A 21,809-nucleotide genomic window follows, 5' to 3' on the forward strand; every position below is an offset into this window, starting at 1 on the left:
CGCATCCGCAGCAAAGAAAAAGAAGGAGACAACACAGATCTTGACCCCTGCCTGACCCGAAATCCATACTCAAAGCCGGGTCAATTCTCGATGAAAAACCCGGGTCAGTTCTGGGTGAAAATCAACACTATGGTGCAAATCTGAGCTTCGATATGAAGTTCTGACGCGCCGGCCTCCCCGGCGTGTCACTCCTCCCCCCCCTGTGCTGACCGCCGGGTGGCCTCAACTGACCTGCCCCCCGGAAGCTCCCTCAGTCTGATGTGGAGTCTGCGCAACCTGAAGAAGCGGACGAGATGAGAAAAAGCCGTTTCACTGAAGCGCAGATTATCGGGATGATCAAAGAGCAGGAGGCTGGCTTGCCGACTGCTGAGCTGTGCCGCAAGCATGGGTTCAGCCCTGCGACGTTCTACAAGCTAAAGGCCAAGCATGGCGGGAACCTGTCTGATGCCAATCGTCTCAAGCAGCTCAAGGCCGAGAACGCCAAGCTGAAGCGCCTTGTGGCAGATGACCCTGCCGGAGCCGGTCCGGCAGAGGAGGCGCGCTTTCTGCCCCTCTCGATGCACATGGAAGGGACCGGCTGGCGCATGCCGCAAAAGACCTGAAAGCTGCCGATGACAGGGCAGACCAAGCCCGTAAAAATAGGGTCTTAGCGCGGTTTTGCATTCCACCCCCTGGGGTGTTCCAGTATATTCAGGCCATGTTTGTGACCAGTGACCCTTTGCCGGAAGGCCCCGCGCGCGCTTCGCGCGGTCAGCGCGCTTTTGATGGCCGAGGGGGCGTCACAGGTTTCACTGGACGGTTCGGGGACGGCAAGGCCGCCGCAATCGCCTATATCCTGAATGAAACGGCAAAAATGAACGGTGTCGGTCCTGAAGCCCGGCCCGTCCGGGCGCTTGAGCGGCTTCCATGTCACAAAATCAGCCACCTCGATGATGCGTGTCACCTGGATGCGGAGCGCATCGCTCAATCCACCGGAGGCGCGGCTTGACGAGACCCAACGTCCTTCTGGTCAGTTTCGATGACGCAGTCGCCTATTGGCCCTACAAGACGGCGTTCAACCAAACCCTTCAAACGCCAAATCTGGACCGGATTTGCGCGGTCTCTACGGCGTTTCACGCCGCCTACAGCCCCGCCACTGTCTGCAACCCTGCCCGTGCAAGCTTTATGTCGGGACGCACAACCCATGAACTTGGGGTTTTCTCGAACAGGCAAAATGTCTTTGAACAGCATGACCCGCGGATCATGTGGCCCTACCGCCTCAAGGAAAACGGGTATTTCTGCTCTTCTGGCGGGAAGGTGCATCATGGGCATTCGCCATTGCCTGAACCGGTGCATAGCATTCTTTACTCAGATCATCAGAAGGATTTCGTCTATGGTGTGCGGAGGCCGGTCCCAACTGTGCATTTTGGCGGATACAGGAACGGGCCAGCAACGCTCGACGCCAAAGACGACGATATTTTCTACGACACGCGCTCGGCCGATTCCGCGGTCGGGTTTCTGGAAACCTATGACGGCAAAGCCCCCTTCTACCGGGAGGTCGGGTTTCATAGCCCGCACACGCCCTGGGCCACCCCAGCCCGTTTCAAGGAAATGTATCCGCTTTGGAAGTTCGAACAGCCTGCGGAATGGGCGACCGGCTATGACAGCAATCGATATGCTGACAGGCGCTTCCCCCGGTTCAAGGAACTGAGCAACGGAAGAACGCTTTGGTGGAAGAAAAGCGTCAGGAACTATTATTCCGCTTATTCACTGGTCGATGATCAGCTGGGCCGGGTCTGGAATGCGTTGAAGGCGTCCCGGTTTGCAGACAACACCATCGTCGTCATTCTTGCCGACCATGGATTTCACCTCGGGAACAAGGACCGGTTGGAAAAAAGCAGTCTGTGGGAACAGGTCGCAAATATTCCTTTGATCATACATCTGCCGGATCTCCCCAAATCCCGAACAGTGCATGACCCCGTGAGCACAATCGACATCGGGCCGACAGTTTTGGACCTTTTGAAACTGGGAAAAATCGAAGGGTCCGTTGGTCGCAGCCTGCGGCCCCATCTTGAGGGCGAAAAACCCGGATCCAGGACGATCCCTACGTTCTTTTGGCAGAATGCATCAATCCGCAAAGACACCTATCGCCTCATCCGATACAATGACGGGACAACACAGCTTTACGACCTGGAAAACGATTTCTGGCAGTTGCATGACCTTGGCGAAAACCATCCGGAACATGCGGGGCTTCACGACACCCTGATTGAGACAAGCCGCGAATGGGGAATGGCGATCTAGCAACTGTATCTCTCAGGCTGGAGTGCCCCCACTGAAGTGGTCCACCAACTGGGATAGTATGATCCCACTTTTTGGAGGACCAGAAGATGGCTGGAAAGCGAGAGAAGCCAGAAGACATTGTTTTGAAGCTTCGGCAGGTTGAGGTGCTGCAGGGTCAGGGCAAGTCGGTTCAGGAGGCGGTTCGTCAGATTGGTGTGATGGTGCAGACCTACTACCGATGGCGCAAAGAGTATGGCGGTATGAACCGCGATCAGTTGAAGCGACTGAAGGAGCTTGAAAGCGAGAACCAGCGCCTCAGGCGTGCGGTATCGGATCTGACGCTGGACAAGATGATCCTGACCGAGGCTGCCCGGGGAAACTTCTGAGCCCTTCCCGCCGCCGTCAGTGCATTGTCCATGTGCAGCAGACCTTTGGCGTATCTGACGCCGGGTCTGCCGCACACTTGGGCAACATCGCTCTACGAACCGCAAGTTGCCCTGCGGCTTGCCAGATGAAGAACGGCTGACCGAGGACATCATCGAGCTGACGCGGCAGTTCGCACGCTACGGCTATCGGATGATCACGGGCCTGCTGAACAACGCTGGCTGGCACGTAAATCACAAACGCGTCGAGCGGATCTGGCGGCGGGAAGGGCTTAAAGTCCCGCAGAAACAGGCAAAGAAGGGCCGGCTTTGGCTGAACGACGGCTCCTGCGTTCGGCTGCGGCCGGAACATGTCAACCATGTCTGGTCCTATGACTTTGTTCAGGATCGAACCCATGATGGCCGCGTGTTTCGCACGCTCAACATCATTGATGAGTTCACGAAGGAGGCGCTCGTGATCCGCGTCAAACGCAAGCTCAACTCCACCGATGTCGTCGATGCTCTGACCGACCTGTTCATTCTTCGCGGGCCGCCCAGGTTCATAAGGTCCGACCATGGCGCCGAATTTGTCGCCCAAAAGGTCCGCGCCTGGATCGCGGCTGTCGGGGCGAAGACCGCCTTCATTGAACCAGGCTCACCTTGGGAAAACGGACATTGCGAAAGCTTCAATGCCCGATTCCGCGACGAACTCCTCAACGGCGAGGTCTTCTACTCACTGCGCGAAGCCCAGATCCTGATCGACAAATGGCGCCGCCACTACAACACCGTCAGTCCCCACAGCGCCTTGGGATACCGTCCCCCAGCGCCGGAAACCATCGTCCAGATAGACCCGAGGACCATCATGCACTAACATTCAGACCGAACCACTCACTGGCGGCAGTCCACCGCCCCCCAATAGCATTCGATCCAATCCTGTGCGTCAACGCCGCTATTATCATTGTATGTTTTTGAAAGAATGGCAATTTTTTCGCCGTCTTTCACATTCATGGGCCAGAATTGTTAAGAAAGGCGATCATGGCGGCGTCGAAATCCTTAGGATTTTCGATATTCACTGAATGGCCGCCCGGCAGATCAACTATGACGATTCGGGGATGTGCTTTGGCCAACCAGTCGCGGACCGCCTGAAACCGGCGCTCGAATTTACCGTTCAGCAATTGGCACCGTCTCTGCAGACCCCCTAGATGGTGGCGCACCGTCAGGCGCGGAATCGCCTCTTGCTGCAGCAGCGCCACCGTTTCGGGCAAGATCCTCTCGGCCACATCGGTCAGCGTGGCACGGAGATCGGAGGGAAAGCGCCGGGCATGCGCCGGATGATAGGGCAAGGCGCGCACCGCATCGCGCCTACCTGCCCGGATGCGTGCAGCCAGCCCTGCCTGCGCCTGCAGATCGGATACGGTCCATGCAGGTCGCAGTGCCGAATTGCTGTTGGTAAAACTGACGCTCAGGCAGGTGTAGGGATGATCCAGTGCATAGTGCAGCGCAATCCCTGCGCCGAAGCTTGCCCCGCAAAGATGCCAGGCCGTGATCCCCAGGCGCTGCCGGATCGTCTCAATCGCAGCAATTATAGCTGCGGGATGCGCCTCCTCCGGTGTCATCGGTGGGGGGGAGGCGCCATGCCCCGGCAGATCGACGTGGATCAGCCGGAAATGGTCGGACAACGCGGCATTGGGCTGCCAATGCAGGCTGCTGGTCAACATACCGTGCAGCAGCAGCAGGGCAGGGCGGCCAGTATCAGGATCGGCCGTTGCGAACAGGGGCTGACGCTCGGTCATGTACCCGCTCGCGGTGACAGGCGAGGGAGGCTGATGGCTGTGACAGTGAAGCCATCGTCATCAGCCGTGACATCCATGCGTCCAGCGACGTGTTGCCCGCTCATTTCATCCCGCATCCTGTCTGGTCTGGGATGACAGGCTGAGTTCAGCCAACACCGCTGCGGTATGCTCGCCCAGTGCAGGTGTGCGCAGAACTGCATCCACCTGCGGATCACGTCCGAACTGTACGGGGAAACCAGGGATACGCGCCTTTTTGCCATTCGCAATGATCTCGCGCAGCGCATGGTTGGCGCGCGCATGTTCGCTTTCAATCGCCTCGGCTGGCGACAAGATCGGTGCGAAGGGGATCGAGATGCGCTGAAACTCCGTCAGCCACTCGTCGCGCGGGCGGGTCGCCATGCGTTCGGCAATGATGTCCCGCTCATCGGGGTAATTGTAGCCGTGATCCATGACTGTCTCGGCCCAGCTGCCCTTGTCACGCCATTCGGCGGGCAGGCCCAGAAGATCGACGAAGCGTTGCCAGAAATGGCGTTCAATCGGGCAGACCAGTACGACGTCGTCATCCTGACAGCGATAGGTCGCATAGCGTCCGCCGAAGTCCTTGTAGCGCCACCACATCTCTCCTGTATTGGCCAATGTCGTCACGTGGCGCCAGTTCCACCAGATCGCGGAATTGAACATCGAGGTATGGACGCGCTGCGGCTGGCCCGTTTCATCTCGCCGCCGCAGCGCGCCGAGGATGCCGAGCGCGGCAAAGATCCCCGAAAGTGGTGCTCCCGCCGATTGGTAATCGCCATGCGGATCGGGGATGCCATCGGTCCATTCCAGCGGCACAAGCCCGGCAAAGGCATCCGGGTTCAGCCCATGGGAGGGCAGATCGCGCCAGGGCCCGACCTCGCCATAGCCGGTGACGTTGCACCAGACCAGCCGCGGATTGATAGCAGTCAGCCGGTCATAGCCAAGGCCCAGTTTGGCCAGCGCCAGTTCTTGCCCGCCGACGATCACGGCATCTGCGCCCTTGACCAGTCCTTCGACCAACGCGGGCCATCGCGGATCACGCGCCGACATTGCGACACTGCGCGCGCCCGCATTCAGCGCGACCTGAAACAGCGCCTCGCCGTTCACATAGGGGGGCGCGCCGCGATTGGCATCCCCGCCGACCGGGTTTTCGACCTTGATGACCTGCGCCCCCAGATCAAGGAGGATCCGGCTGGCCAAGGGGCCGGGCATATAACGGCTGAAGTCAATGATCTGCACGGGTTGTTTCCTTTGACTTTCGTGATGCGGAAATTTATTCATTATTTAGAAGTATAGACACAGGCTGGCGCCGTCAACGATTTGCCGGATCGGGCGCTGCGGGACAGGGGAGCAGGTATGTCACGCGGAAAATCATTGTATGACAAGCTATGGGAGGCGCATGTCGTGGAGGAGCGCCCCGGCAGCCCCGGTCTGGTCTATGTCGATCTGCATCTGCTGCATGATGGCACGTTCTCAAAAGCTTTCAGCATTCTACAAGGCAGGGGTCTATCGGTGCGCCGTCCCGGCCGCGCCGTGGCGGTGACCGATCATTGCGTTCCGGTCGCGGGGCGCGCCGACATGCCGGTTGACCGGATGTTGCCGGTCGTGGCGGGGCTGCTGAAGGTCTGCGCAGAACACCGGATCGAGGTCTTTGGCCCCGGGGATGCGCGTCAGGGTATTGTCCATGTCATCGCCCCGGAATTGGGCCTGACCCAGCCGGGTTTCAGCATCATCTGCGGTGACAGCCATACCCCGACGCTGGGCGCGTTCGGGACGCTGGCCTTTGCAGTTGGCACGACACAGATCGCCCATGCGCTGGCCAGCCAATGCGTTCTGGTTGATCGTCTGACAAATATGCGTGTCACGGTAACCGGGCGGCTTGCCCCGGGTGTTACCGCCAAGGATCTGATCCTTGTATTGCTGGCGCGGCACGGGGTCACGGCGGGCAAGGGCCATGCCGTCGAATTCACCGGTGAAGGGGTAACGGCGCTGAGCATGGAAGAGCGCATGACGCTGTGCAACATGGCGGCTGAAATGGGGGCCAAGGTTGCGCTGATCGCCCCAGATGCCAAGACTGTGGACTATCTTCGCGGCACTGCACATGCGCCTGCCGCCTTTGACGCCGCCGCCGAGGACTGGCTGCGCTGGCGCAGCGATCCCGATGCCGGTTTCGACCGCGACCTGACGATCAGCGCAGATGCGGTGACGCCGATGGTGACATGGGGCACCTCGCCCGATACGGCGCTGCCGCTTGACGGCAGGGTGCCCGAGGGCGGGGCCGAGGCGCTGACCTATATGGGCCTGACCGCCGGGCAGGCGATTGAAGGGCAGGCCGTGGGCCGGGTGTTCATCGGGTCCTGCACCAATGCCCGGATCGAGGATCTGCGGCTGGCGGCACGGGTGCTGGCGGGGCGGCAGGTCAGTCCCGGGATGATGCTTCAGGTCGTGCCCGGTTCGGTTGCAGTGCGCGCGCAGGCCGAGGCTGAGGGCATTGCCGAAGTGTTCCGCCGCGCCGGTGCGCAATGGGGGGAGCCGGGCTGCGGGCTGTGCGTCTGCATGAATGGCGAAGCGGCGGAAGCGGGCGAATTCGTCGCCAGTACCTCGAACCGCAATTTTCCGGGGCGTCAGGGCCGCGGCGCACGCACCCTGTTGATGAGTCCCGCCACCGCCGCCGCCACCGCCATCGCCGGATGCGTGGCCGATCCCCGCCCCTATCTGGAGGCCTGAATGGAGTCCTTTGCCCCCGTCACCTCGACCGCGTTGCTGCTGGATGAGCCGAATGTCGATACCGACCAGATCATCCCCGCGCAGCATGTCAATGCCAAGGGTCAGGCCGCCCTTGCCGCAGCGCTTTTTAGGAATCGTAGGCTCACAGAGCCGGGTTTTGTCCTGCACTCTACCGACGCCGCTGCCTGTCAGGTTCTGGTCGTCGGGCCGAATTTCGGCTGTGGCAGCTCGCGTGAGGCGGCGGCCTGGGCGCTGGGTGCCTGGGGCTTTCGCACGCTGATCGGCACCAGTTTCAACGACACGTTCAGCAATAACTGTCTGCAAAACGCGATCCTGCCCGTGCCCCTGGCAGTCGGAGACTGGGCGCGACTGGTGCAGCGGCTGGGCCATGATCCGGGTACCCCTGTGACCGTGGATCTGGACGCGCAGACCGTGACGCTGCCGAATGAACGCTTCTGCTTCACGATCAGCCATTTCCGGCGTGAGATGTTGCTCTCGGGGCAGGATGAACTGTCCTATATCCTCAACCGTGACGAACGTATTGCCGCGTGGGAGGATGCGCAGGACAAGGCGGTGGGCATTCTGCGGCGGGACGCCATCGCATGAAACAGGTGGTCATTGTCGGCGCCGGTCAGGCTGGGGCCACGGCTGCGGCCCGCTTGCGCGCCTTGGGTTTTGGCGGTGCGGTCACGCTGATCGGACAGGAAACGACGCTGCCCTATCAGCGTCCGCCCCTGTCGAAGAAATACCTGCTGGGAGAGATGGATCTGGAAAGGCTGCATCTGCGGCCTGGGAAATTCTATGCCGAGGCAGGCATCGACCTGCGTCGGGGTATCGCGGTGCAAGCCATTGACCGCGCACGGTGCCGGGTGGTGACGACCATGGGCGATCTGCCTTATGACGCGCTGATCCTGACGACCGGCGCGCGCGCCCGTCCCTTGCCCGAAACCCTTGGTGCGGATCCTGCGAGGGTGCATGTGGTCCGTACGCTTGCCGATGTTGACCGCATGGCGCCGGAATTCGGGGCGGGGCGTCGTGTGCTGATTGTCGGAGGCGGCTATATCGGGCTGGAGGCTGCGGCGGTGGCTGTCCGGCTGGGGCTGCAGGTCACGCTGGTCGAGATGTCGGCCCGCATCCTGCAACGTGTGGCAGCCCCCGAAACCTCGGATTATTTCCGCGCGCTGCATCGCGATCGCGGGGTCGAGATCCTTGAGGCGACGGGCCTGCAATCGCTGGCCGGTGGCAAGGCGGTCCTGACGGACGGGCAGGTTCGGAGCTATGATTTCATCATCGCGGGCATCGGGATCCTTCCGAATGACGGGCTGGCGGCAGCGGCGGGGCTGGATTGCGATGGCGGGGTGCTTGTCAATGCGCGCGGCCAAAGCTCGGACCCGGCAATCTGGGCCGCGGGGGATTGCGCGCGATTTTCCTTCCGGGGCCAGATGCTGCGGCTTGAATCGGTGCAGAACGCCATAGATCAGGCTGAGGCGGTGGCGGCAAACCTGATGGGCGCGGCACAGGATTACCGGCCGAAACCGTGGTTCTGGTCGGATCAGTATGAAACCAAACTGCAGATTGCCGGGTTGAACACCGGGTATGACCGTGTCGTGGTCCGCCATGGCGCGCAACCCGGAACTTCGGCGCATTGGTATTATCGCGGCGAGGAACTGCTTGCGGTCGATGCCATCAATGAACCGCGCTGCTACATGGTTGCCAAGCGCCTGATCGACGCTGGACGGTCCCCTGCGCCTGAACGGGTGGCTGATCCGGGGGTCGAGTTGAAGGCGTTGCTTTAGCGCGGAAGTGCCGTCAGGCTGCTGCTGTCGCCGAACACTCGTCTTGCGCGTTGCGAAAGGATGCGCATGGCGGCGGCCGCTGCGGGTGAGGGCGGGCTGTCGGCACGCTGATAAAGCCCCACACGAAAGACGGGGAGCGCATCGCGCAGCCTCAGTTCGACGACATGGCCGCGCGCGATCTCATTTTCCACCAGCCGCCTTGAGACAAGACCGATCATGTCACTTGCGGCCAGCAGGGCCGCGAAGGACTGCACCGATTCACATTCCACCATCTGCCGCGCCATGCCCGCCCATGCCGCCGCAGGCTCAAGCACCGGCAATGCGGGCAGCGACAGCCATTCGGCGCCGCGCAATTCGGCAAGGCTTTTTACCCTGGCCATCGGATGCCCGCGCCGCACCACAACGCAGCGCTGGCTGTTGAACAGGGCCTGAAAGCGGATGGCGGGATCGGCGGTTTCGGCCATGCGCGCGCCCAGAAAGAAATCCAGCGAATGGTCACGCAGAAGCGGCAGCAAAGTGTGCGGCAGGCCTTCTCGGATGCGGATGCGCAGTTCGGGATACTGGCAGCGCAATTGCGTCGTGACCGCAGGCACCAGCAGGATCGCCGAGGCCGTCCCGATGCCGAAGGCGACGCTGCCGGGCGGGCCGCCTGCAAGGGCCGCGATCTCATCCCCAGCCAGCCGCAATTCGTGACGCACCGCCCGCGCCCGCCGCGCCAGCGCCTGACCATAGGGCGTCGGCACGACCCCGGTCGGCTTGCGGTCGAACAGGGGCACGCCCAGCTCGGCCTCAAGCCTGCGGAGGCTTTTGGTCAGCGCGGGCTGGCTGGTTCCGGACAGACGGGCGGCAGCACGGATGCTGCCCGCCTCAAGGATATCAAGAAAATCGCTCAGCCGTGCCGGATGGATAATCGCCCGCATAGTGATAGCCTTTAGTTATCGAAACACTGCTTTGCATATCTTATGCGATCACCCGCCAGATGCCAGCCTGTCCGCAGGACGAAGATGGAAAAGCGGAAGGAGGACCTGATGTCAGAGCAAAAGTCGGAGGGCGCATTGGGTGAATTGCGGGTGCTGGATCTGGGGAATTTCATGGCGGGACCGATGGCCGCCATGTGGCTTGGGGATTTCGGCGCGCAGGTCATCAAGGTCGAACATCCCCGGGGCGACGGGTTCCGCCACTGGGGTCGCACCAAGGACGGCCACCCGCTGCTGTGGAAGATGCTGTCGCGCAACAAGCGCTGCGTGACGCTGAACCTTGGCAACCCCGAAGGGCAGGCCATGCTGAAGGACCTCGTCGCCCAAAGCGATGTGCTGATCGAGAATTTCACACCCGGCACCATGGCGAAGTGGGGCCTTGGCTATGACGAACTTGCCAAGGTGAACCCGCGGCTGGTGATGCTGTCGATCTCGGCCTATGGGCAAAGCGGTCCCTATGCCGACCGCCCCGGTTTCGGGACATTGGCCGAGGCCCTGAGCGGCTATGCCCATATCACCGGTGAGGCCGATGGCCCGCCGACGCTGCCCTCATTCGGGCTGGCGGATTCACTGGCCGGTTTGACCGGGGCCTATGCGATCATGGTCGCGCTTGAGTCGCGGCGGCGGACGGGCAAAGGCCAGCATGTCGATGTCTCGCTGTGTGAGCCGCTGATAACCCTGCTGGGCTGGCAGGTGGTGGAATATGATCAGCTGGGCGTGATCCAGAACCGGTCAGGCAGCCGACTGCCCTTTTCGGCACCGCGCAACACCTATCCGACGGCCGATGGCAAATGGATTGCCATGTCCTCATCGGCGCAAAGCATTTTTGAACGGACGATGCAGGCGATCGGACGGCCCGATCTGATTGAAGATCCGCGCTTCATCGACAATCGAACGCGGGGACTGAATGTCGAATTTCTGGATGAGATCATCACCGAATGGACCCGCCGACACAATGCCGATGAGGCCGTGGCGATCTTTGTCGCGGCGCAGGCGGCGGCGGCGCCGATCTATGACGTGTCCGATGTGATGGCCGACCCGCATTTTCAGGCGCGCAAGGTGGTGGTGCCGGTGCCTGATCAGGATCTGGGCACGATCCGGATGCAGGCCCCCGCGCCGCGCCTGTCGGAAACGCCCGGGCGGATCAACTTTACCGGGCCGCATCTGGGTCAGCACAATGCCGAGGTTTTTGCCGAATTGCTTGGCCTCGATGCGGCAGCGGTGGATGCGCTGCGCGCGAAATCCGTGATCTGAAGGAGGCGAGAGATGAAAAAATCCAAACCCGCGCGACGGTCCTGGCTGCTGGTGCTAACCGCCGATGACCGCAAGGTGCAAAAGGCGGCCGAATGCGATGCCGATGTGCTGATCCTTGATCTGTCGGACAGCGTGCCCCCAGACCGCAAGGAGACCGCCCGCGCCCGCATTGTCGACTGGTTCACGCATGGTCATCCTTTCGGCAACCGGCAACTGGTCATCAAGCCCAACAACCTGCATTCCCCCTGGGGGCCGGCGGATCTTGCGGCGGTGGCGGGACTTGGGGCGGCGGGGATCTATTATCCCGAACCCGACAGCGCCGAAGAACTGCAACTGGTCTGCAACGCGATGGAGGCTGCCGGATCCGAGGGAGAATTGATGGCGCTGCTGGAAACGCCACGCAGTTTCGTCAATATCAAGGATCTTTGCACGGTGCGGCGGGTCACGACGCTGTGCCATGCGCAGGGGGATCTGGCACTCAATCTCGGTGCCACACTGACCGACACGCGTGAGACGCTGCTCTATACGGCCAGCCAGACGGTACTGTATGCGCGGGCCTATGGATTGCGGTCCATCGACACGATCCTGCCTTCGGATCTGAAGAACCCGGCGCTGGTCGCCGACTACATCCAGACTTCGAAACGGCTGGGATTCGACTCCTGTTCGACCTTCTACGCCCCGCATGTTCCGGCGATCAACGCGGCCTTCACGCCGGCCCCGGACAGGGTGGCCGATGCGCGTGAGATCGTTGCGGGCTATGAAGCGGCGCTGGCCGACAAACGCGCGGCCTTCGTGCGCGGCAATGGCCAATGGGTCACGCTGCACCAATACCGGCAGGCGCAGGCCGTTGTCGCTCTGGCCGATCAGTTGACATAGATCAGCGCCAGCGCGGCCCCGCCGATCAGGACCGATCCGGCCAGTTCGGCGCGGGTGATCCCTTCACGATACAGCCTGCGGGAGGCGAGATAGGAAAACAGCATCTCGGTCAGCCCAAGCGCGCGCACATCGGCAATCGTGTGCAGCGCCATGGCGGTGAACCAGCAGAGCGACGCAAGCCCGCCCATCGCTCCCGAGAAAAGGCAAAGCCGCACGCTGCTCCGGATGCCCGCAAAGGTCTGCGGCGCACGAACCACCAGATAAATCGTCAGGATCACCGACTGAATCAGCAGAACCGTGATCAGCGTATAGGCGGCGGCAATGAAGGGGGTCGCCTCGGAGGCCAGCGCCGCCGCACGATAAAGAGTCGCGCCATAGCCGAACAGCGCCCCGCACAGCAGGCCCCACAGGGCGCCCCGGGATTTCAGCGCCCCTGCAAGTCCCACCTCGCGCAGCGTCCCGCGCCCCAGTGTAATCATCATCACCCCCGCCGTGGCGATGATCAGCGCGACCCCGACGCCCATCCGGATTGCCTCTCCCAAAAGGACAATGGCCAGAAGCGCCGCCTGAATCGCCTCGGTCTTGGAATAGGCGACGGCCAGCATGAAACTGCGTTCGCGCATTGCCAGCAACAGGCAGCCATTGCCAAGGATCTGGACCACCCCGCCGATCAGGCACCACATCAGAAAGGCGCCCGGATTGGCCATATGCCAGCCGAAGACCGGAAACAGCAGGGCCAGCCAGAGGATCGCGACGGGCAGACCGAACAAAAACCGCACATAGGTCGCGCCAATGGCCGAGATCCGGTCGGACAATGTGCGTTGTGAGGTGTTGCGCGCCACTTGAAACAGCGCGGCGGCGATGGTGAACGCCTGCCATACCCAGTCGGCAGAACTGAGATATTCGATGCTGGGCATGGGCGCTCCGGAGGCTGGAGACAGGCCGGGATGGCCGATTGTGGACTGTCAGGCAGGAAGCGCTTCACGCTGCGCGGCAAGGGTGGCGATCAGCGGGCGCAGGGATGTGCCTCCGGCAAGGATCTGGTCCGCCAGCGCCCCGGCATCGGCGGGATGGCCGCCATGGGCAAGATTCGCCGCGAATTTGGCGCGCAGAGCGGCCTCGCTCAGCGGGGCCAGTGGCGAGCCGGGAAGAACCTCATGGCGCATCCGCCGTTCCTGCCCATCGGCAAGGCGCAGGCGCACCTCGGCAACGGGCAGGGAATTTGCCGGAATGTCATCGGCGTCGATTGTGGCGAAGCGACCGGCGCGCGCGGCCTCTGGTGACAGGATCACCTCGGGGTGGAAACTCTCCAGACCGACCGATCCATGATCCAGCGCCCGGGCAAAGCAATAGGTGGCGTTGAACTGGGCATGTACCACCGGATCTGGCGCTGCCGCAGGGTCGAAAGGCGCGTTGACAATGCCCCAGTTGACCCGCCCCAGCCGCAATTCACCCCCGACAACATCGGCCATGCGCAGCCCGCTGCGATGCAGGTCGATGCCGATCTGGATCAGCGTATGGGTGCAGCGGCAGCAGGGAAACGGCTTGACCGAGACCCGTTCAAGCATCCAGTCGCGTCCCAGCCCGTCCAGCAGCATCGCCGGTTCGGCATCGTCACCGCCATAAAGCGCGAAGAAGCCCGCAGCACCGTCAAGAAACCGCCTCGGGCCGGTTAGACCGGCGCGCGCCATATAGGCGGCAGTCAGCCCGTTACGGGCGGCAAAGCCCGGGCCGATCCGCTTGGCCAGTGCATTGTCGGCGATTGGCTGGGTCGTGCCGCACAGTTGCGCATAGGCCAGCCCCATTGCCTGTAGCAGACCGTTTACATCCAGCCCCAGCAGCCTTGCCGCCGTGACCGCCCCCGCGATCGAGCCGATGCCCGTGGTCGGGTGCCAGCCGGTTGCCAGTAATCCGGGCGCCGCCAGACCCAGCCTGCAGAACACCTCAACCCCCAATGCCACAGCCTCGGTGAAGCGGCGCTCATCGATATCGGGTTCGGTCCCGGCCACGGCCAGCGCAGCCGGAAGCACGACGCAATAAGCATGGATGCGCGCGATATCGTCGGTGTCGTCAAATTCCAACGCATGGGCCGCTGCCCCGTTCAGAAGGGCGGCCGTGGGGCCGCTGACCCGGCGTCCGGTCAGCAGTTCGGTTGCCGGCCCGGTGCTGGGGTCCAGCGCAGTCATCGCCGAAACAAGCCCGGGCATGCCGCGTGCTGCGCGGGCGGCCAGAATCACACCCAGCGAATCAAGGATAAAGCCGCGCACCCGGTGCAGGACCGGGGCAGGGGGCTGCAGACCGACCAGCATCTTTGCCAGATGCGCGCCTGAAGAACCGAATTTGTCCGTCATAGTCCCCTCCTGTCGCCGGATTTACAGATCGACGCGCAGCGCCGCGATCCTGTCATCATCCAGCGTCACGCCAAGCCCCGGCCCCTTGGGCACCAGCACCCGGTTGCCCTGCATGGTCAGCGGCTGTTCGACCGGATCGGCGGCCAGCGCGCCGGTGATGCCCACGGCAAAGGGCCCGTGCAGCAGCGCGCCCGGCCATGCCGCCGCCAGTTGCACCACCGAGGCGGTGGCCACGCTGGTGGACGGGTGATTGCCCGGATAGATCCGCATCCCTGCCGTGTGGGCCAGCGCCCAGAGATGCCGGGACCGGTGGATGCCACCATTCTTGGCAACCTTGGTCTGAAGCACCCGCGCGGCGCGCAGCTGGATGATGCGCATCAGGTCATGATCGCTGCCCAAACATTCATCCGCCATCAGCGGAATCGTCGTCCGTCGCGCCAGTTCGGCCATGCCTTCGACATCCCACAGGGCGATCAGCTGTTCGGCGGCGTCGATGCCATAGGGTGCGATGCGCTCCAGCAGCGTGGCGGCTGCATCGAAGCCCATGGCGGCATTGGCGTCGATGCGCAGGATGGCGTCTGGAAAAGCCTCGCGCAGTGTGCGGGTGTTGCGGATATCGGCATCGGTATCGAGGCCCACCTTGAAGGTGAAGCTGGTGAAACCCCGATCCCAGAAGGCCCTTGCTTGATCCATCGTTTCGGCGAAATCGGGCTTGATCGATAGCACGGCGCAGGCTTCCAGCCAGTCACGACAGCGTCCGCCCAGCAGGACATGTACCGGCACGCCCAACAGCTTGCCCTGAAGATCCATCAGCGCATCGCCGATTGCGGCCTTGGCATAGAATGAGTTGTAAAGCGCCTCATCAAGATCGGCCATGATGGCATTCATGGCGAAGGGAGACCGTCCCGTCAGATGCGGTGCCAGAATGGTTTCAATCGCCGCGATCAGGGAGGCCAGCGTTTCGACGCTGCCCTGCCGCCGCCATGCCTGCGTTTCGCCAAGCCCGGTGATCCCGGCATCGGTATGCAGCCGCACATAGAGCGTGTCATTGGTCAGCCGCGCCGCGCCCGAGGCGATCTTGAACGGTGCGCTGAACGGAATGCGGACGGGGATCACCTCAACCTGGGTGATTCGAACCCTGTCGATCCCGGTGGTGTTTGCGGGCACTGGCTGCAGGGTGGCTTCTGACATGGAGGGTTCCAATTTAGAGAAAATATTTCATGTATAGGAAAATACTGTCGGCTTTGACTTCATGCGTCAAGCCGCAATGCGGCGTCTTTACGGTATCGATGAAGTAGATCTAGGGCGTTGACAGAGGGTGGCGCCATACCTAGTCTGTATTACTGAAATAAATTCATTATATGGAAATCGGAGGAACCGGTGGATACATTTGGCATCGTCGGGGGGGGAATCGCCGGTCTGGCGGTGGCGCGGGTTCTGGGGCGCAACGGGTATCAGGTCACGGTCTTTGAGCCCGACATGCCCGCAACCGGGTTCAGTGCGGATGACGCGTTTACCGACTGGGTCCGCCCGCATATCGCCCAACTGCGCCAGCCGCATTCCGCGCGTTCGATCATTCGCAAGCTGCTGGTTGAGCGGGACCCCGAGCTGTACCGCGCGGTGCTGGATGGCGGGATGATCGAATGGCCTTTCCGCCTACCCGATTTCGGCGACGAGGAATACGACCCCGAACTCGTGGGTTTCCTTGGCCGCCGTCCGACCTTTGAAAAGGCCCTGCGCGCGGTGGTTGAACGCACCCCGGGTGTCACCTTCGTGACCGAACGCGTGACGGGACTGAATGCCGATCCGGCCAATCCCCGGCGGCTTGCCGGTGTCACGACGAAAAGTGGCGCGGTCCATGATTTCGATGCCGTCGTGGAATGCACCGGGCGCCGGTCCAAGCTGATGGACTGGCTGCAGGGGCTGGGCCTGCGCCGACCGACCGAGATCGAGCAGGATTGCGGCATCATCTATTACAGCCGCTATTTCCGTTTTCGCGAAGGGGTCAGGATCGACCATGGCAATTACCCTTCGGGGCCGAGTGCCAACCTTTCGACACTGCAATACACGATGAACCGCACCGATAACGGCACGTTCAGCCTGATGTTGGGTGTCGCGCCGTGGGAGCCGCTGTTCAATCATCTGAAGGATGAGCGCGTTTTCATGGATGTGGCGCGCGCATTGCCCGGCACGATGTCCTGGCTGGCTCCCGAATTGTCCGAGCCGATCTGGCGGGTCGAATGGTTCACCGGGCTGGTGAACCGGCACCGCACCTTCACGCAGGATGGCAGGCCGATTCTGGAAAACCTGTTCATCCTTGGCGATTCCCGGTTCCATACGAATCCGATCTTCGGCTGGGGCATGGGGCTGGCGCTGCGCCAGTCGGCCATGCTGGTCGACGCATTGTCCGCAGGCGGCGGCATCGCGGCGGCGGTCGCCCGGTTTGAGGCAGAGGCTGATATCTACGGCCGCAAGCATTTCGAGGCCTCAGCCGGTGAGGACCGAGCACGGATGAAATACTGGAAGGGCGAACTGGCCGAGCCGCAGACGCCCGGAACGCCGGAATATTTCGTCACGCAGGTGCAACCTGCGGCCTTCAGGGATCCCGGGATCTATCGCGCCGTGACCCGCCGCGCGCATCTGCTGGATGATCCGCTGGAGATTCTGGGCAATGGCGAGGTGAACCGCCGCGCTGCCGCCATTCCGCGTGTCGATCACACCAAGATGTCACGCGTCGAAATCATGGGCATCGTCGAAGCCTCGGCACGGCGGCACCTTGATGAAACCCGTCTGAAACTGGCCGTTCGCGCCTGACCCCCGGCAGGATCCCCTATATGACCGATATTCCTATCGAACAGATGACCGTGTCCGAAATGCTGCGCCGACAGGCCGAACGGCAGCCGGACGCGCCCCTTATCCTGCATCGGGATGAGGAGTTGAGCTATGGCACCTGCGTCACGCGGTCGATGCAACTGGCCGAGGGGTTGGCCCGCTGGGGGGTGCGCGCGGGCAGCCATGTTGCCCTGATGCTCGACAATTCACCCGAATATGTGCTGACACTTCTGGCGCTGAACCGGCTGGGCGCGATCAGCATTCCGATCAATACCGCTGCGCGAGGCGAATTGCTGCGCTATTTCATTGTGGATGCCGATACGACCCATATGCTGGTGCAGGATGTTCACCGCGCCGTGGTCGATGACGCGCTGGCCGATGCGCCACCGCTGCCGGTCTGCGTGGTGCCAACGCGGGGTGTGGCCGGTGCCGCGAGTGCCGGGCCGGTCTGGGGCGATCTTTTGTCGGACGGGCAGGTCAGGGCCTCGGCGGCACTGAACCACCTGCCCCTGGGGTGGGAGCCGTGGCTGATCCTTTATACCTCGGGCACGACCGGGCCTTCCAAGGGAAATGTCTGTCCGAATGCGCATTCGATGTCGATTGCGCGGCTGCAGGCGCGGCGCATGGATCTGGATCCGGCGGACCGGATGTATACCTTCCTGCCGCTGTTTCATGGCAATGCGCTAAACTATTCGACCCTGACCGCGATCTGGGGCGGGGCCGCGATTGCGCTTGAAAAACGCTTTTCCGCCAGCAATTTCTGGTCGGATGTGCATGCCTACAAGGCCACACAGTTCAATGCGATGATGATCGTAACCTCGGTTCTGGAAAAGCTGGAACCGACTGAACTTGAACGCGACAACCCGCTGCGACTTGCGATGATGGTGCCACCGCCGCGCAACCGGCGCGAACTGGAGGATCGCTGGGGCCTCAAGATATTCGCGCAATATGCCCTGTCCGAGGCGGTGCCGATCGCGCTGCTGGATCCGGGCGACGCCTATGACAAGCCGCGCACTTCGGGCAAGGTTGCCAATGACGCGATCGACGTGCGCATCGTCGATGAGCACGACATCGAATTGCCCGCCGGCACACCCGGTGAGGTGGTGCTGAGGCCACGGCAGCCATGGTCTATCTTTTCGGGGTATTATGGAAAGCCCGAGGCCACGGCCAGCGCCTTCCGCAACCTATGGTTCCATACCGGCGACCGGGCCTATATCGACGCCGAGGGCTATCTGTACTTTGTCGACAGGGTCAAGGACGCCATCCGTCGCCGGGGAGAGAACATCTCGGCCTTCGAGATCGAAACGATCCTGCAAAAACATCCTGGTATCAGCGAAATTGCGGCAGTTCCCGCCCCGTCCGAGATGGGTGAGGATGAGGTGGCGATCTTTGTCGTCCGCAAGGACGAGACGCTGAGCGAGGCCGAAATCGTCAGTTATGCGATTGATCATATGGCCTATTTCATGGTGCCGCGCTTCGTCCTGTTCGTGGACAGCATGCCGAAGACACCGTCACAGAAGGTACAAAAGAACGGCCTGCGTGAAAGGGCGCAGACCGCGGCCAAGACGATGTGGGATCGCGAGGCGGCAGGCATCCGCGTCACGCGCTTTTCGGCGCAGCAGCGCGCCTCGCCCGACCCGGTCGGCGGTTGAATGATGGCACGCACCGCAATCAGGGCGCGTCCACGCTCAGGGCTGTTCCAGCACCACTTCGGGATTGTCGCGCAAGAGGGCCAGCGTGCCCTCCCAGTCGGGATTTCCCAGCCGGCGCGAGATTTTCTGCACGCCGACAAGGATGTTCTTCTTGATGATTGCCTGCCGCGCCTCGAACCGGACCTGTGGCACGCCGACGGTCAGGCAGCCGACAAAGCGCTGATTGGCGTCAAAGATCGGGGCCGAGATGCCGCAGGCGCCCTCGACCACTTCTTCGCGGTTCAGCGCAAGCCCGGTCTGGCGGATCTCACCCAGTTGTTCGCTCAGAACCACAAGATCTGTCATCGTGTTTCTGGTGAAGGCCGCCAGCGGCTCGGCGCCCAGATAGGTTTTCAGCGTGTCGGATGTCGAATACATGGCCAGAAACAGCTTGCCGGTGCTGGAGGCGTGCAGCGGACGCAGCGTGCCCATCGGAAAGCGCATGGTCAGCCCGTAAATATCCTCGACCGAGTCGACATAGGACACACCGCGCGAATGGCACATGCCAAGGAAGGTGTTTTCGCCAACCTGGGCCGAGAGTTCGCGAAGGATCGGTCTTGCGGTGCGCACCAGATCCAGATTGGCGTTGGACTTGCTGGACAAAAGCGCCAGTTCGGCCCCGCGTTCATAAAGCCGGTCCGAATCGGCCGAAAGCTTGACGTAGTCATATTTGATCAGTTGCTGCAGCAACGCATGGGCAGAGCTGGCCGGCAGATCGAGAGTGCGGGCAATATCGGTCAGCCGCAGGGGCACGCGCGAACCCGCCATCAGTTCGAGCAGGGCAAGGACACGGCCCACCGTGCGACCGCCATCCTGCCCCTTGGCAAGCACCTTATCAGAAGTTTTTTTCGACATTTAGAAGGCTTTGCTGTTTTTGTGAATGCTGCAATCAACTATTCCGCATCGGCGCGCCTTTTGCCAGCGGGAATTTCCATAGCGGGTCGATTGCCGCGGCACGAGATAGAAATGACTGTCTGAAAATGGATACTGGCCGGTTTTCCACGCTTCTGGCTGGCATCTTTCTGAGGCAGGGACTGAAACCTTGACAGGGGGAATGGGCTGTGACGTAATGACATAAATTGGAAAAGTATTCACAATTCTGAATGAAGGACGACAGCAAAGACAGTTCCGGGGAGGAAACAGATGATCCCGCAAGAGACAGATGTTGTGGTTGTTGGTGCTGGAAATGCCGCTCTGTGCGCGGCGCTCTCTGCCGCCGAGACGGGCGCCCGGGTTCTGGTGCTGGAACGCGCGCCCGAGCCCGAGGCCGGTGGCAACAGCCGGTTCACCGCAGGCGCGATCAAATGTGTCTATGACGGGGTCGATGACCTGCGCCGTCTCATGCCCGACCTCAGCGAGTCCGAGATCGCGATGACCGATTTCGGCGAGCATCCCGAAAGCCGCTTCTATGACGACATGGGGCGCCAGACCCAGTATCGCGCCGATCCGGACCTGACCGAAGTGCTGGTCACGCAAAGCCGCGACACCATGCTGTGGATGCGCGACAAGGGCGTGCGCTTCCTGCCGATGTATGGGCGGCAGGCCTTCAAGCATGAGGGGCGCTTCCGTTTCTGGGGCGGGCTGACGGTCGAGGCCCATGGCGGCGGGCCGGGCCTTGTTGCGGCGCTCGTCAAGGCGGTCACGGCGGTGGGGGTGCCGATCCTTTATGATACCCGCGCGACGGATCTTCTGGCCGGTGATGACGGTGTCCGGGGCGTGCGCGTCCGCCACAAGGGCCGCACGCATGAAATCCGCGCGCGCTCGGTCGTGCTGGCATCGGGCGGGTTTGAGGCGAATGCCGAATGGCGCACCAAATATCTTGGACCGGACTGGGAACTTGCCAAGGTGCGCGGCACCCGGTTCAACACCGGCGACGGGCATCGCATGGCGATGGATATCGGTGCGATGCCCACCGGCAACTGGTCGGGCTGCCATGCCACCGGCTGGGACCGCAATGCACCCGAATTCGGTGATCTGGTGGTCGGTGACAATTTCCAGAAACATTCCTATCCTTTCGGCATCATGCTCAACGCCAATGGCGAACGCTTTGTCGATGAGGGCGCGGATGTCTTCAGCTATACCTATGCCAAATATGGCCGTGAGGTGCTTCGGCAGCCCGGTCAGTTCGCCTGGCAGATCTTCGATGCCAAGTCACAGAAATTCCTGCGGGATGAATACCGGTTTCGCGGCATGACCCGCGTCCGCGCCGATACGCTGGAGGACCTGGTCGGCAAGCTGGCCGATGTCGATGCGGTCCGTGCGCTGGAGACCATTCATGCCTTCAACGCGGCGGTCGAGGAGGACCGCGCCTTTGATCCGAATATCAAGGATGGGCGCCGCACGCGCGGGCTGGCCATCGACAAGACGAACTGGGCGCAGCCATTGGATGAAGGCCCGTTTGAGGCCTATGCCGTGACCTGCGGCATCACTTTCACCTTCGGCGGCATCCGCATCACGCCTTCGGCCGAGGTGGTGGATACCGACGGGGCGGTGATCGACGGGCTGTTTGCCGCCGGTGAGATCGTCGGCGGTCTGTTTTATTTCAACTATCCCAGCGGCACGGGGTTGATGTCGGGGGCGGTCTTTGGCCGTGTCGCCGGGCGTCAGGCCGGGCAGCGGGTTCTGCCGACTGAACACCGGCAGGCAGGGTGACCCCGAGCCCGGTGCCGGGCTTGCGTTGTTAAGCGGTTTTGACAGGAAAAGGGCCACGTCCTTGGCCCGCGATGGTCGGCCGGGGCGGTGTTTCAGCCCGATGCAGAAAAGACAACGATCAGCGCCCGCGAATGCGGGCAGAAACGACCTGCGGTTTGGGAGGGCTGCAGAACACCGGAACCATTTCAGACAGCGCCTGGGGCGACTGCTTTCGCGCAGTG

Annotated in this window: 16 protein-coding genes and 2 pseudogenes; 11 read left to right on the forward strand and 7 right to left on the reverse strand. The window is 62.2% G+C overall.

All coding sequences use genetic code 11. The features are described from left to right. Positions 1–293: 293 nt before the first annotated feature. From JL811_RS18530 to JL811_RS18540, 3 genes and pseudogenes are all read left to right on the forward strand, one after another. Positions 294–506, forward strand: a pseudogene (locus tag JL811_RS18530) (transposase); the annotation flags it as partial. Between the two features lie 478 nt (positions 507–984). Continuing rightward, positions 985–2,280, forward strand: a complete 1,296-nt coding sequence (locus JL811_RS18535; RefSeq protein ID WP_202690204.1) for a sulfatase-like hydrolase/transferase — start codon at positions 985–987, stop codon at positions 2,278–2,280. A gap of 86 nt (positions 2,281–2,366) precedes the next feature. Beyond that, positions 2,367–3,492 (forward strand): annotated as a pseudogene (locus JL811_RS18540) (IS3 family transposase). A gap of 133 nt (positions 3,493–3,625) precedes the next feature. Here JL811_RS18540 and JL811_RS18545 read toward each other — a convergent pair. Then, positions 3,626–4,414, reverse strand: coding sequence for an alpha/beta fold hydrolase (locus JL811_RS18545; protein WP_202690205.1), 789 nt, complete (start codon positions 4,412–4,414; stop codon positions 3,626–3,628). A gap of 105 nt (positions 4,415–4,519) precedes the next feature. Continuing rightward, positions 4,520–5,671: a CoA transferase gene (locus JL811_RS18550; protein ID WP_202690206.1), complete on the reverse strand. Its 1,152-nt coding sequence runs from the start codon at positions 5,669–5,671 to the stop codon at positions 4,520–4,522. Positions 5,672–5,788: 117 nt separating this feature from the next. On the opposite strand from JL811_RS18550, the gene JL811_RS18555 reads away from it, so the two are divergent. Genes JL811_RS18555 through JL811_RS18565 form a run of 3 tightly spaced genes read left to right on the forward strand, consistent with a single transcriptional unit; the run spans position 5,789 to position 8,955 of the window. Next, positions 5,789–7,159 carry a 3-isopropylmalate dehydratase large subunit gene (locus JL811_RS18555; RefSeq protein ID WP_202690207.1) on the forward strand — a complete coding sequence of 457 codons (1,371 nt, stop codon included), beginning with the start codon at positions 5,789–5,791 and terminating at the stop codon, positions 7,157–7,159. Beyond that, positions 7,160–7,765: a 3-isopropylmalate dehydratase small subunit gene (gene leuD, locus JL811_RS18560; RefSeq protein WP_202690208.1), complete on the forward strand. Its 606-nt coding sequence runs from the start codon at positions 7,160–7,162 to the stop codon at positions 7,763–7,765. Continuing rightward, positions 7,762–8,955: an NAD(P)/FAD-dependent oxidoreductase gene (locus tag JL811_RS18565; RefSeq protein WP_202690209.1), complete on the forward strand. Its 1,194-nt coding sequence runs from the start codon at positions 7,762–7,764 to the stop codon at positions 8,953–8,955. The genes leuD and JL811_RS18565 overlap by 4 nt, the downstream gene beginning before the upstream one ends. Here the strand turns inward: JL811_RS18565 and JL811_RS18570 are convergent. Beyond that, the gene (locus JL811_RS18570; RefSeq protein WP_202690210.1) at positions 8,952–9,875 is read right to left on the reverse strand and encodes a LysR substrate-binding domain-containing protein; all 924 of its coding nucleotides are present in this window, start codon (positions 9,873–9,875) and stop codon (positions 8,952–8,954) included. The two genes, JL811_RS18565 and JL811_RS18570, sit on opposite strands and share 4 nt — an antisense overlap. Before the next feature lie 108 nt (positions 9,876–9,983). On the opposite strand from JL811_RS18570, the gene JL811_RS18575 reads away from it, so the two are divergent. Both JL811_RS18575 and JL811_RS18580 read left to right on the forward strand, forming a co-directional pair. Further along, entirely contained in the window at positions 9,984–11,186 is a 1,203-nt protein-coding gene (locus JL811_RS18575; protein WP_202690211.1) for a CaiB/BaiF CoA transferase family protein, read from the forward strand. Positions 11,187–11,198: 12 nt separating this feature from the next. Then, entirely contained in the window at positions 11,199–12,062 is an 864-nt protein-coding gene (locus tag JL811_RS18580; RefSeq protein WP_202690212.1) for an HpcH/HpaI aldolase/citrate lyase family protein, read from the forward strand. Here JL811_RS18580 and JL811_RS18585 read toward each other — a convergent pair. From JL811_RS18585 to JL811_RS18595, 3 genes are read right to left on the reverse strand one after another with little or no spacing between them, the layout of a single operon-like run. Then, positions 12,050–12,979 (reverse strand): DMT family transporter, encoded by a 930-nt coding sequence (locus JL811_RS18585; protein WP_202690213.1) that lies wholly within the window; start codon positions 12,977–12,979, stop codon positions 12,050–12,052. The genes JL811_RS18580 and JL811_RS18585 overlap by 13 nt on opposite strands. Positions 12,980–13,027: 48 nt before the next feature. Then, positions 13,028–14,413 (reverse strand): MmgE/PrpD family protein, encoded by a 1,386-nt coding sequence (locus JL811_RS18590; protein WP_202690214.1) that lies wholly within the window; start codon positions 14,411–14,413, stop codon positions 13,028–13,030. A gap of 21 nt (positions 14,414–14,434) precedes the next feature. Beyond that, positions 14,435–15,604, reverse strand: coding sequence for a mandelate racemase/muconate lactonizing enzyme family protein (locus tag JL811_RS18595; RefSeq protein ID WP_202690215.1), 1,170 nt, complete (start codon positions 15,602–15,604; stop codon positions 14,435–14,437). Positions 15,605–15,793: 189 nt separating this feature from the next. Here JL811_RS18595 and JL811_RS18600 point away from each other — a divergent pair, with 189 nt between their 5' ends. After that, positions 15,794–17,227, forward strand: coding sequence for an FAD-dependent oxidoreductase (locus JL811_RS18600; protein ID WP_202690216.1), 1,434 nt, complete (start codon positions 15,794–15,796; stop codon positions 17,225–17,227). Positions 17,228–17,247: 20 nt separating this feature from the next. After that, positions 17,248–18,897, forward strand: a complete 1,650-nt coding sequence (locus JL811_RS18605; protein ID WP_202690217.1) for an AMP-binding protein — start codon at positions 17,248–17,250, stop codon at positions 18,895–18,897. A gap of 36 nt (positions 18,898–18,933) precedes the next feature. Here JL811_RS18605 and JL811_RS18610 read toward each other — a convergent pair whose 3' ends face one another. Continuing rightward, positions 18,934–19,791: an IclR family transcriptional regulator gene (locus tag JL811_RS18610; protein ID WP_202690218.1), complete on the reverse strand. Its 858-nt coding sequence runs from the start codon at positions 19,789–19,791 to the stop codon at positions 18,934–18,936. 288 nt (positions 19,792–20,079) lie between these two features. Between JL811_RS18610 and tcuA the strand changes: the two genes are divergently transcribed. After that, positions 20,080–21,588, forward strand: coding sequence for an FAD-dependent tricarballylate dehydrogenase TcuA (gene tcuA, locus JL811_RS18615; RefSeq protein WP_202690219.1), 1,509 nt, complete (start codon positions 20,080–20,082; stop codon positions 21,586–21,588). The last annotated feature ends 221 nt before the right edge of the window (positions 21,589–21,809 follow it).

The sequence above is a fragment of the Szabonella alba genome (genome assembly GCF_016765775.1).
Lineage (GTDB): Bacteria > Pseudomonadota > Alphaproteobacteria > Rhodobacterales > Rhodobacteraceae > Szabonella > Szabonella alba.

Excerpts from the sequence above, each read along its gene's own strand:
- JL811_RS18610 (WP_202690218.1), bottom strand. The coding sequence starts at position 19,791 with ATGTCGAAAAAAACTTCTGATAAGGTGCTTGCCAAGGGGCAGGATGGC.
- JL811_RS18590 (WP_202690214.1), bottom strand. The coding sequence starts at position 14,413 with ATGACGGACAAATTCGGTTCTTCAGGCGCGCATCTGGCAAAGATGCTG.
- JL811_RS18545 (WP_202690205.1), bottom strand. The coding sequence starts at position 4,414 with ATGACCGAGCGTCAGCCCCTGTTCGCAACGGCCGATCCTGATACTGGC.
- JL811_RS18585 (WP_202690213.1), bottom strand. The coding sequence starts at position 12,979 with ATGCCCAGCATCGAATATCTCAGTTCTGCCGACTGGGTATGGCAGGCG.
- JL811_RS18555 (WP_202690207.1), top strand. The coding sequence starts at position 5,789 with ATGTCACGCGGAAAATCATTGTATGACAAGCTATGGGAGGCGCATGTC.
- JL811_RS18605 (WP_202690217.1), top strand. The coding sequence starts at position 17,248 with ATGACCGATATTCCTATCGAACAGATGACCGTGTCCGAAATGCTGCGC.
- tcuA (WP_202690219.1), top strand. The coding sequence starts at position 20,080 with ATGATCCCGCAAGAGACAGATGTTGTGGTTGTTGGTGCTGGAAATGCC.
- JL811_RS18565 (WP_202690209.1), top strand. The coding sequence starts at position 7,762 with ATGAAACAGGTGGTCATTGTCGGCGCCGGTCAGGCTGGGGCCACGGCT.
- leuD (WP_202690208.1), top strand. The coding sequence starts at position 7,160 with ATGGAGTCCTTTGCCCCCGTCACCTCGACCGCGTTGCTGCTGGATGAG.
- JL811_RS18580 (WP_202690212.1), top strand. The coding sequence starts at position 11,199 with ATGAAAAAATCCAAACCCGCGCGACGGTCCTGGCTGCTGGTGCTAACC.
- JL811_RS18595 (WP_202690215.1), bottom strand. The coding sequence starts at position 15,604 with ATGTCAGAAGCCACCCTGCAGCCAGTGCCCGCAAACACCACCGGGATC.
- JL811_RS18570 (WP_202690210.1), bottom strand. The coding sequence starts at position 9,875 with ATGCGGGCGATTATCCATCCGGCACGGCTGAGCGATTTTCTTGATATC.
- JL811_RS18575 (WP_202690211.1), top strand. The coding sequence starts at position 9,984 with ATGTCAGAGCAAAAGTCGGAGGGCGCATTGGGTGAATTGCGGGTGCTG.